Source organism: Pseudomonas sp. dw_612 (genome assembly GCF_018449725.1).
Classification (GTDB): Bacteria; Pseudomonadota; Gammaproteobacteria; order Pseudomonadales; family Pseudomonadaceae; genus Aquipseudomonas.
Genome location: NZ_JAAVVC010000044.1, coordinates 1 through 10,875 on the forward strand (window position 1 = coordinate 1; position 10,875 = coordinate 10,875).

At 56.0% G+C, this 10,875-nt stretch carries 10 protein-coding genes; 7 read left to right on the top strand and 3 right to left on the bottom strand.

Going from position 1 to position 10,875, the window contains the following annotated elements:
- Window positions 1-23: 23 nt before the first annotated feature.
- The gene (locus HB680_RS32180; protein WP_213942283.1) at window positions 24-746 is read right to left on the bottom strand and encodes a GNAT family N-acetyltransferase; all 723 of its coding nucleotides are present in this window, start codon (window positions 744-746) and stop codon (window positions 24-26) included.
- Between the two features lie 164 nt (window positions 747-910).
- Between HB680_RS32180 and HB680_RS32185 the strand changes: the two genes are divergently transcribed.
- Both HB680_RS32185 and HB680_RS32190 read left to right on the top strand, forming a co-directional pair.
- Window positions 911-2,017: an alkene reductase gene (locus tag HB680_RS32185; protein ID WP_213942284.1), complete on the top strand. Its 1,107-nt coding sequence runs from the start codon at window positions 911-913 to the stop codon at window positions 2,015-2,017.
- A gap of 223 nt (window positions 2,018-2,240) precedes the next feature.
- Window positions 2,241-3,128, top strand: a complete 888-nt coding sequence (locus tag HB680_RS32190) for a LysR family transcriptional regulator (protein ID WP_213942292.1) — start codon at window positions 2,241-2,243, stop codon at window positions 3,126-3,128.
- A gap of 1 nt (window position 3,129) precedes the next feature.
- Here the strand turns inward: HB680_RS32190 and HB680_RS32195 are convergent, their stop codons facing one another.
- Complete coding sequence (locus HB680_RS32195) at window positions 3,130-4,350, bottom strand: MFS transporter (RefSeq protein WP_213942285.1); 1,221 nt, start codon at window positions 4,348-4,350, stop codon at window positions 3,130-3,132.
- 229 nt (window positions 4,351-4,579) lie between these two features.
- On the opposite strand from HB680_RS32195, the gene HB680_RS32200 reads away from it, so the two are divergent.
- The 5 genes from HB680_RS32200 to HB680_RS32220 all read left to right on the top strand — a co-directional run bounded on the left by HB680_RS32200 (window position 4,580) and on the right by HB680_RS32220 (window position 9,889).
- The gene (locus tag HB680_RS32200) at window positions 4,580-5,671 is read left to right on the top strand and encodes a Gfo/Idh/MocA family oxidoreductase (RefSeq protein ID WP_213942286.1); all 1,092 of its coding nucleotides are present in this window, start codon (window positions 4,580-4,582) and stop codon (window positions 5,669-5,671) included.
- A gap of 225 nt (window positions 5,672-5,896) precedes the next feature.
- Window positions 5,897-7,117, top strand: a complete 1,221-nt coding sequence (locus HB680_RS32205) for a hypothetical protein (RefSeq protein ID WP_213942287.1) — start codon at window positions 5,897-5,899, stop codon at window positions 7,115-7,117.
- A gap of 465 nt (window positions 7,118-7,582) precedes the next feature.
- Window positions 7,583-8,149: a hypothetical protein gene (locus HB680_RS32210; protein WP_213942288.1), complete on the top strand. Its 567-nt coding sequence runs from the start codon at window positions 7,583-7,585 to the stop codon at window positions 8,147-8,149.
- 69 nt (window positions 8,150-8,218) lie between these two features.
- Entirely contained in the window at window positions 8,219-8,890 is a 672-nt protein-coding gene (locus HB680_RS32215; protein ID WP_213942289.1) for a hypothetical protein, read from the top strand.
- A gap of 261 nt (window positions 8,891-9,151) precedes the next feature.
- On the top strand, window positions 9,152-9,889 hold the full coding sequence (locus tag HB680_RS32220) for a hypothetical protein (RefSeq protein WP_213942290.1): 738 nt from the start codon (window positions 9,152-9,154) through the stop codon (window positions 9,887-9,889).
- Window positions 9,890-9,927: 38 nt separating this feature from the next.
- On the opposite strand, the gene HB680_RS32225 is transcribed toward HB680_RS32220, so the two are convergent.
- The gene (locus HB680_RS32225; RefSeq protein WP_213942291.1) at window positions 9,928-10,731 is read right to left on the bottom strand and encodes a hypothetical protein; all 804 of its coding nucleotides are present in this window, start codon (window positions 10,729-10,731) and stop codon (window positions 9,928-9,930) included.
- Window positions 10,732-10,875: the final 144 nt, after the last annotated feature.

A 10,875-nucleotide genomic window follows, 5' to 3' on the forward strand; every position in this document is an offset into this window, starting at 1 on the left:
GTGGATGTGTGGTGGGTTGAAGGTCAGACCAGGCGTAATCTGGGCACTATGGCCGGCACAGCATCGTCTCCCAACCGCCCACGCACAAACTCGTTCGCCTTGCGCGTCAGTTGATCCAAATGCCGGTCCCGCTGTTTCTCGGCATCGGTCATCGCCCGTTTGCCGTTCTTTTGCAGCAGATACGTATGAATCTGCCGCACTTCCAGCGAGCTATAGATCGGTGCCGTGTCCAGCACTGCCATCAAGCCGTCGGTCCCGTGATCGCGGGTGTTCATCAGTACTTGCGTCCCGCGCACACCCAGCACCTGGAAGCCCATCGCTTCGAAATACGGGACTTTTCCAACGCTGCAGGTCAGTTCGGCGTGAGGGTAGCGACCGACCATTTCCCGCAGCATCGTCCGGGCAACGCCCTTTCCTCGATGGCTGGCATCGACGGCCATATACGCCACGCCGCACGCCTCGGGATCGTCCTTGACCGGCAGGTACAACACGAAGCCGATGACCTTTTGCGGATCATCCACGTCGGTCGCCACGATCAGCTCAACCGCCAACCCCTTGGCCCCGTTCAACGCTTCCAGATAAAGGTGCACCTCGTAGCCAATCGCGTACTGGTACACGTTGTACAGCACGTTGCTCGGCGGCAGGGCCACGGCACTGATGTCGGTCAGGTTGTCGACCACCAGTTGCAGGATCTGGCTGGTGATGTGCTCGGGGCACGGGACTTTGAAGTGGCTGATCTGGTGCATCGAAATGGCTGACTCCGGGGATTCGTGCGCAATTGTAACGTGCCACGGCGATAACGCCCCACGATGATTGCGGACCGATTCGTCCAGAGAGAGCGGATCGCCGGCCCGTTTTTCCGATGAAGCAATCGGCCTAAGGTGGCCTCCATCACTTACCGGAGGTCACCATGAATCACCCCACCCTGCTTTCCACGATCCAGATCGGCCCACACGCTCTCGCCCACCGCGTGGTCATGGCACCGCTGACGCGCATGCGTTCCGAGCCCGGCGACGTGCCCGGTGCGTTGATGGCCGAGTATTACTCGCAGCGTGCCACCGACGGCGGCTTGATCATTTCCGAAGCCACGGTCGTGTCCACCACCGGCAACGGCTACCTGGGTTCGCCGGGCCTGTACAACGATGCGCAAATCCCTGGCTGGAAAGTCATCACCGAGGCGGTACATGCCAAAGGTGGGAAGATCTTCCTGCAACTGTTCCACGCCGGTCGCCAGTCCCACAGCGACATGCAACCCAACGGCGCACAACCGGTAGCCCCGTCGGCCGTCGAGTACGACGGCGTGGCTTACACCGCCAGCGGTTGGGTCCCAAGCACGCCGCACCGCGCCCTCAGCGAAGCGGAAGTCGCAGCGCTGGTGGAAGATTTCCGCAGCGCCGCGCAGCGGGGCCTGGCCGCCGGTTTTGATGGCGTGGAAATCCACGGCGCCAACGGTTACCTGATCGATCAGTTTTTGCAGGACGGCAGCAACCATCGCACCGACGCCTATGGCGGCAGCATCGCCAAGCGTGCGCGGTTTCTGCTGGACATCACCCACGCGGTGATTTCGGTCTGGGGCAATGAGCGCGTCGCTGTGCGCTTGGGGCCAAGCGGTAACTTCGGCGATATGAAGGACAGCAATCCTGAAGCGCTGTTTGTGTACGTCGCCGAGCAACTGGCGTCGTTGAAACTGGCGTACCTGCACTTGATCGAGCCGCGAGTACTGGGCAATTCGATCGATGAAAGCAAGGATCAGAACCCGGTGGCGGCGCAGTTGATTCGTCGGCATTACGCCGGTCTGATCATGGCGGCCGGTGGCTTTACCGCCGAATCTGCCGAGCAGATTTTGCAGGCGGGTGATGCGGACCTGGTGGCGTTCGGTCGCGACTTTATTGCCAACCCGGATTTGCCGGAGCGTATTCGTCACGGTCGGTCGTTGAATGCTTATGACCGGGATACGTTTTACGGCGGTACTGAGGTTGGGTTTACGGATTATCCGTTTTATCAAGAAAGTGCCTGATCTGATCCGACCTTTGCGTTGAATGTCTGGCCCTCTTCGCGAGCAAGCCCGCTCCCACATTTGATCTTCAGCGAACACAGAGCGTGTGTTCGACGCAGATCCAGTGTGGGAGCGGGCTTGCTCGCGAATGCGGCACCTCGGTTTCCCTGACTCTCCCCTTTGCAAATCCCCCGCCCGCCTCTACTCTGCTGCAACCCCTCCTGCATCGAGCACACCTCCCATGATGGACAGCCTCAGCGGTATCACGGCCTTCATTCAGGTGGCCGAAACCCGCAGCTTCACCGAAGCCGGGCGTCTGTTGGAAATCTCCTCCTCCGCTGTTGGCAAAAGCGTGGCGCGCATGGAAGAACGCCTGGGCGTGCGGCTGTTCCATCGCAGCACCCGCAGCGTCACCCTGACCACCGAAGGCGAGCTGTTCCTGGACCGTTGCAAGCGCATCATCAGCGAAGTGGAAGCTGCGCAGATGGAGTTGCTGGAGTTGTCCGCCACGCCCAAGGGCAAGGTGCGCATCAGCGTGCCGATCCAGAACGTGCTGATCATGCCGGTGCTGGCCGGGTTCATGCGCGCCTACCCGGACATCGAGCTGGACGTAGACATGTCCGACCGCATGGTGGACGTGATCGAGGAAGGGTTCGATGCGGTGATCCGCACCGGTGCGCCGCAGGATTCACGGCTGATGGCGCGTAAGTTGGGGGGGTATCAGTTGCAGTTGGTGGCGTCACCGCACTACCTGGAACGTCACGGCGAGCCGACGCACCCGGACGAGTTGATCAACCACGTGTGCCTGCTGCACAAGTTTCCGGCGACGGGGATGATCGAGCGCTGGCCGCTGCGGATTGGCGAGACGCACATCGAGCCGAATCTATCGAAGGCCATGGCCTGCACCACGATGGACCCGCTGACGTATTTGGCGCTGGATGGGGTGGGGATTGCCTGCCTGCCGGACTTTTCAATCCGGCAGCCGTTGGCCGATGGCAGGCTGAAGGTGGTGCTGGAGGACTACACCGACCACACTGGCAACCTGTGGATGCTCTGGCCTGCATCAAAGCAGACCGCACCGAGGCTGCGGGTGTTGATCGATTTTTTCAAAGACAACATCCTGAAGGTTTGAATCAGCGTTGCAGGGCCTCGGCAATCGGGGCTTTGCGGATGCCGAAACTGAGCATCACCGCCAACCCGAGCACACCGATCCCGGCGCCCAGCCACAGCGCCGACGACACGCCCGCATGATCGACCATCAAGCCGCCGAACAGCGAACCCGAAGCGATCGCGACCTGGAAGGTAGTCACCAACATGGCGGAACTGGCTTCCGGCAATTGCGGCGACGTCAGTTGCATCCAGGTGCTGACGCCCAATGGAATCGCGCCATACGCCACGCCCCACACCAATATCGCTACTGCCACGCCCCAGCCGTGCAAGGCAGGCAGCACCAGTTGCGCGATCACCATCAACACCACCACCGCCCCCAGGGACAGGCGCAAATGCCGGACGATGCTGCCTGCCATGGCGAAGTTGGCGAGCATGCCCAGCAACCCGAAGCCCAACAGAATCGCAGTGATCGCACTCGGCGAGTAACCGGCCTCGTGGGCCAGGAACGGCGCAATGTAGGTGTAGGCCGTGAAGTGAGCCGCCACCACCGTGCCCAACAGCAGCATGCTGCGCCGGGCGTTACTGCGCGCCAAGAAGCCCAACAACGCGCGTACCTGCAAACCTTCGCGGGACGGCAGGGATGGAAGGGTCAGCCACTGTGCGAACAACGTCAGCAACGCCAACCCCGCCGTGGCCGCGAACGACACGCGCCAGGAGAACAACGTGCTGACAAACGTGCCGAACGGCACCCCAAGCACCGTCGCCAACGTGATGCCGCCGAAGATCAGCGCCGTCGCTTTGGCCGCTTTTGATTCGCTGACCAGACGCCCGGCCGCCGCAATCGCCACAGCCCAGAAACCACCCAGCGCGACACCCAACAGCCCTCGCCCCAGCAACATGATCGCCAGGCTTGGAGCCATGGCCGACACCAGGTTGGAAGCCACCAGCAACAGCGTCAATAACAGCAGCAGATACCGCCGGTTCATGCGCCCGGCACCCAGCATGATCGCCGGCGCCGAGACCGCCGCAACAATGCCCGGCACGGTGACCATCAGCCCCGCCACCCCGTCGGTGATGTTCAGGCTATTGGCAATTTGCGGCAGGATACCCACCGGCAGGTATTCGGTGGTGACAAACGCAAAGGCGCCGAGGGCGACCGAGGCCACCGACAGCCAGTCGCGTGTTGTAGAGGACGGCTCAAGCGCAAGTGCCGGGGTGGCTGGTATAACGTGCATATCGTTCATGAGGGAAAGCTCCACAGTCAGAAGTGGAGCCATGGTAGGTACAGCCCCTGCGCGAAAAAACGGTGCAGGGCTCCGATCACTGTGGATCGATTACTCCGCAATCCAACGCTCTGGTCTGCGGATTAGCGCCGTTCCTGTCCAAAGAGTTCGTACGTGCGCCCTGTTTTTCCCATCGTTCCCGCTCCCTAGACTTGGCCTCCACAGACATCCACCTTACGAGGCTAAACCCATGACCCCTTCACGCTCCCCCATTCGCGTCGGCATCGTCGGCGTTGGCACCTGGGCCCGTCACGGTCACCTGCGCGTGCTCGCTTTGCTGCCGCAATACAAAGTGCAAGCGGTGTACAGCGAACGCCGCGAACGGGCTGAAGCAGCGGCCAGCGAATATGACATTCCACAAGTCGCCGACTCCCTCGACGCCTTGGTGAATAACCCCGAAGTCGATTTGGTGGTGGTGCTCAACACTGCGCCGCAACACGAACAAACCGTGCGCGCCGCCATCGCCGCCGGCAAGAACGTCTACTGCGAATGGCCGCTGACCACCACCACTGCCGCTTCCGAGCAATTGGTGCACCTGGCGAAAGACGCCGGCGTGCGGCACATCGTCGGCCTGCAACGCCGTCACGCACCGCACAACCGTTACCTGCAAGATCTGTTGCAGCAAGGCTATGTCGGCCAGGTGCGCTCGGTGCGCATGCACGTCAGCACCCATTATTTCCAGGCGCTGCGTTCCAACTCCTTGCGCTGGACCGCCCCGGAAGAAAATTTCTCGAGCATCGTCTCGATCTACGCCGGACACTTTCTCGACATGCTGTTCACCGCCACTGGCTGGCCGTTGGGCGTGTCGGGATTGATGGTCAGCCAGTTCCCGAAAGTCACCATCATCGAAACCGGCGAAGTGCTGGACAGCAGCGCACCGGATCAACTGGTGCTCAATGGTTTGCTGGAAAACGGCGCGGTGATTTCGATCCATATTGAGGGCGGCAAGCGCAATGGTTCGGGTGTGCAGATCGACATTACTGGCGATGAAGGCGACCTGAAAATCACCAACCGCTCGGCGTTCGGCAATGTGGGTGATGACTTTGTGATCGAAGGTGCTCACGGTGATGACCTGCCGTTGCAACCCCTGCCGGTGCCGGACAGTTATCAGCGTTTGCCTGAATCGGGGTTGCCATCGGCGGTGCTGGAATTGGCGGAGCTGTACCACGTCTTCGCCCAGGACCTGGCGGACGACACCCATGCAGCGGCGACGTTTGAGGATGCGCTGCGGATGCATCGGTTGCTGGATGTGGCCAAGGTCAGCGCTCAAACAAAGGTGTAGTCGGTATTAATGAATGACAATGTGCCCCCTAACCTCAAGTTCCAGGGGGGCAATGGCTTTGAATGATTGTTAGACAGCCACACGTGAACGGGACGCAATGTTGTAACCTCTAACACCGGCATCATTTTGACATCATCACCCGCTCTTGCTATAAATTGCTCTGAACAAAAACCAACTCCCGGGCTGTTCGTCAATATAGACGGCGCGCTGTCATTTGGTACACATATGAATCCAGATCAAGAAAAAATCACAAGAGTAAAAAAGGCCATTCTTAGTGGCGGCGAAACATCTTCTCTCCAGGAAATAATTGATTCGGACGCCAAAGCATTTGATGGAATCAAAATGCTTTACTCCACAAACTTCAACGGAGCCGAACTCCAAGTAGATGAATCCTCCCGACATGTTTTATGCGGGATTTTCTCCAATAACAAACTGCTCGCCTACTCCGATTCCATTTCCAGGGAAATGGAGATCGGACTATCCACTATCCTGTATAAGAGACGCGTTTTATTTGATACAAACTTCATCTCTGACCTCCCGTCATACTTCTTGGGCGAGGAGCTGACAACACGAGACAGAATCAAGGATGTTTTATCCATTATCGAGCACGACTACGCGGGTGGTTTCGACTATGTTTTTCCAATGCTGGAAAATCTTAGAGAATTCACACGAGACAACGTTCCTCACCCTGTAAAGAAGGTCGCTGCAGCCATCTATTACGACCACCGACTCAGAGGAGCGGACAGTGCTGAAAATGCTCATCCTGATATTTTTGCCCCCTACTACTTGCAGGCTGAATCTGTCTGGATGCAATTCCGACACAACCAGTATATTTGGGAACGGATAGATCAAAGAGATCTTATTTACTCAGTGATGCTTAAAACATTTCATCTCTGTTGGACACATGAAAAACTGTCCATCGAAAGTGCACTACATTCGCTTGTTGACTATTGCATAAACGATCTTGGTGTTCTGCCTCTCAAAGAATTGTACTTCGCATGGAAAGCAATTATCGGCTTCAGCATCGGACATTACACGCCCGCGTTTGACGAGTCGAGCCTCAAATCGCCAAAAAAAGACTCGATCAATCGGATCGGAGCTCTTGCGTGGGATTTGTACATGTTCAGATTCGTAGAGACCCTACTGACCGAAGAAGAGGGAAATACTTTCTACATACCTACTATAACGACGCTGGACAAAGGCCTTCTTAGCACCATTGCCAGTTGCCCGGTAAAAGCCATGATTTCTTTCAAACACCTACAACATGTCGAAACAATCTTTGAAGATGAGGCACTGTTCCAGCAATGCCTTAACGCAGCCCTCTCAATAAAACAGATAGAAACATTGACAAGCCATAGCCGGGGCATAAAAGGTCATAAAAGAGCACGATATTTCGTATCACTTTCTATCGCACATACGGAGAAACAGATCAGGAAACTTATTTAAAAATATGGCTTTGAACACCTCCTCGCCTAGCGCCGACTCCTGGGGCGCATCGGGGCGGCGGGCACGTACATCACGTTGCCCCAGCGCCCATTGGTTTTCCAATTGCGCAACGTTGTGGATCACGTCGCAATGCCCAACAGACAGAATCGCCGCCCCCGCCTCTTGAATCGGGCCCAGCGCCTGGAAAAGTCAGGAAATGACATGATGGCAAAATCATGGCGATTGCGTCATGATTTGCGGAACGCCTAGATGTTAAATGAATGGCCACAGTGACGGCGGCCGGACTACCCTATTTCAACAAGGACGTAACAGTGATTTCCTACATTCATCCATTTCTACAAATGATTTCGACTGCGGCCTTCGCAAGGGTGCGACGAGACGGACATGTCGCGAGACCTGCTCACTGATCGTCAATCAACAATCACCCTTACTCGCTAACTATTAACCCCGAACATCGGAGCAAAAATGACCAGTATTTCTTTGACTTGGTTACTGATTACAACATTCTCGTTATTTGCATTGGTCGGACTTTCCCCGTCAGGACCAAAAGCAGCGTTAAAACAAGTCGTGTCGACAGAAGTTTATTGGTCAGGCGCATTTTTATCATTGACCCTGGCGCTGACATCGATCGTCTTATGGATTTTCCGGGAACCCCTTTCGGTCCTTTTTGGCAGTAGTTACGAGACATTTACAACGAACTGGCAATCCTTGGTCTCCACGGTGTTTGGTGCGTTCCTCTGGATATTGATTTCGCTCTGGCTGACAACCAAACCAAGAGCTCACTGGCTGGCTTTATCCCTGCTCTACGTTATTTTAATGACCGGTCTAAATTACGCTCCAGTTATCCAGCCAAAGATCCTAAAGCTTTCATACATCCTCGGTAGCGAGGACGAAGCACTCAGTCTTGTTGCAGCTATATTGCTCGGCATCAGCATAATCATACTGACAGTGAATTATATTAAACATAGAAAATGCCTGATATCCAAAAACCAAAACAGCTTTGACTGCCGATCGCCAACCCTCGGCAGCTAACCTCCTGCCGACGTGTATTTTCAGTAGACTCATCCAACGAACTGATCAACTCGCAAAGGAAATCAAACAATGCCTCTTCAATTCAAGCATGAAAAATCTGTCGAAAATCTATTCAAGGACAATTTCGAAGCGGCCGCACGCGACAAAGAATACGAATACACATCAGCATCTCTAGACAGCCAAGACAGACTGGTCGGTGCCGATTATTTATTTACCAACCATAACGTCTACGCGATCATCGAATTTAAATACAGAGAAAGCGACTTGCCGTCTGAGGTAAAAAAAGAAAAACGCCTGCATCTCTGCCACGCGCTTCACAAAGAAAAGCAAGTACGTGCCCTGCATGAAACATGTCATTTCGCGGCATGGAGCAATACTAGCCCCATCACGATCGAAACCAACATTTACTATAATGAAGTTTGCAACAAACAGTTCTGGGGGACCCAGTTTGACAAGAATCTGCTTCCCGACACAACAACCCGAAAATCAGAGAATGTCTTTATTGACTTGTTCCTGGATGGCAAGGAAGGCGGAAACTTTGATGCTTTTAATACTTACATCAAGTGGTTGATCACACTCGGTGACGCAAACAACAACACGGGATACCTTGAGTTATTAATCTCGAACCCATTGAACCGTCGCGCCGCCGGGTTGGAGTTTACCAGCGTCGAAAACATGAAAAAGTGGATAGATTTAAATATGCCAAAGCAGAAATTGACGGTCACCCCAAAAAATCGTTGAACAGGACCCAAGGGTTCCGGTGGCAAGTTCAGCTAACCGACAGCCCTTAGGTATCTTTCCCATCGATACATAGCCTGTTACGTTTTAAGTAAAAACAGGCTTTACTACCATGACATCTGTAACGCCAAGACACTTTTCCTCCCCGCCCCTCGCGGCTATCGTCAAGCCGTCAATGTGCTTACAGGGTTGTGACACATCTTCGACACCGCCCGCCTCCCATTGATTGCCTGACACCCAACCAAGACAGAACAGAGGGACACCATGAGTAAGTCTAGCGCTGCAAGTAACCAGCAAGCACTGCACGACGACGTTCAAGCGGCGGTCAAGTCGCTCCTCGCCGCGCCAACGGCGTTGAAAACCACCGATTACAGCAAAGTGCTGACGTCGACGCTGGCCGCCACGCAAAAGGTGGTGACCATTCAGATTGATGCCGCCGACCTCACTCAATTGAAACAGAATGGCTATCGGTTGTGCTTTGCGAAGAAGGTCGGCAACGAGGCCTACAACGTGATCTGGCAATCCTATGACCGGTATCTGAGCAATAACGACTTCAGCTGGACGCCTCAATACCAACTGTTCGGCTCCAACCAGTTCCAGGCCAACGTGCAGGTCAGGGCGTCGACCAACACCGTCAACATCGGCCTCGGTCAACAATCGACCCTCGATCAAAATGGTCTGCTGAGCTCGGCTATTTCCGGTGGGGCTGATACCGACATTACGCTGATCAACAACTACGGGGCGATCCACCCCGGGATTAATCAGCTGTCGACGGGGCTCGACGGCAGTCAGATCAGCACGCCGATCTATGTAGCCACCAACCAGGTGGTCACCGGTCAGGTTACGCTGACGCCGATCGAGACCATTCTGGTGTGGTTCGAACAGAACGTGCAGACCAGCACCATGTTCAGCACCTCACGTTCCAATGCGATTGAAATCGATCTGACCAACGTCAACAGCGCGGCGCGCCTCTACATTGGCGGCGTCTGGAAAACCGTGTAATTGTGGGATCAGGGGCAACCTCGCGGTTGCCCCTTCGCTCAGCCATCGTCACTGCCCCGGCCGAAATAACCGGTCAGTGAACGGCAGATCGACTCGGCCAGGTCTTCCTGGGTCGCGATGCTGTAGGGTCGATTGCGATCAAACTGCTCCGACCAGCGAATCCGCCCCTGGGCGACATCGATCAAGCGCACCGAAGCCCGGACCCGCGCCGGCTCCACTCGCACGCTGCCCTCCAGTGAATAACTGCAGCGCCCCGCCCGTCCCGGCACCGGCGTTTTGACGCTGCTGCGTGGCACATTCATCAGCACATGGTTGGCATGGGTTTGTGAATGCTCGAAGGACTCGAACAGCCTGCAGCTCAACTCTTCGCACAAGCCGCGGGTAAAGTCGCGACCATCATGGGTGATGCAGGTAAATGGCTGGAGTTGCAGGACCGGATGTTGGCTGCTGGCCACTTTGGGCTTGAGCCGTTCGTAGGCCATGCGATAACTGCCGGCCGGTACACTCAGACGCAGCGGGTCGTGCTGTCCCAAAGTGGCGTAATAACTGGCGAGCTTGCGCCGCAATCGACCGACCTGCACCCGCACCACCGGATCGTCCCCCGTGCAATACACCGCCGGATCACGGCGAAACACGGCGATGCCAATGGCATGCTCGGTGAGGGGGATGTTGGAGGATTGCAGGTCATGTTCGACCAGAAAACGCAGCAAGCCGCCCATCCGCCGAGACTTGGCGAACAATGGACTGGCCAGGAGCAACGCCAGCACGCGCTCCACTTCATCGCGAGCGAACAGTTCAGAAACAGCGCCCGCACTTGTTTCGGCAATACGTTTGATCACCATCAGTCTGCCTCCTTGCAGATTGTTGCGTTCAACTCGGGTGTTGCACGGCGAAGCTTAGCAGTTGGAAGGGATTTCGTAGTGGCGCATTGATATATGGCTGTCAGGGACTGCGATGTTGGCTGTGGCTGAGTCTTCGCGAGCAAG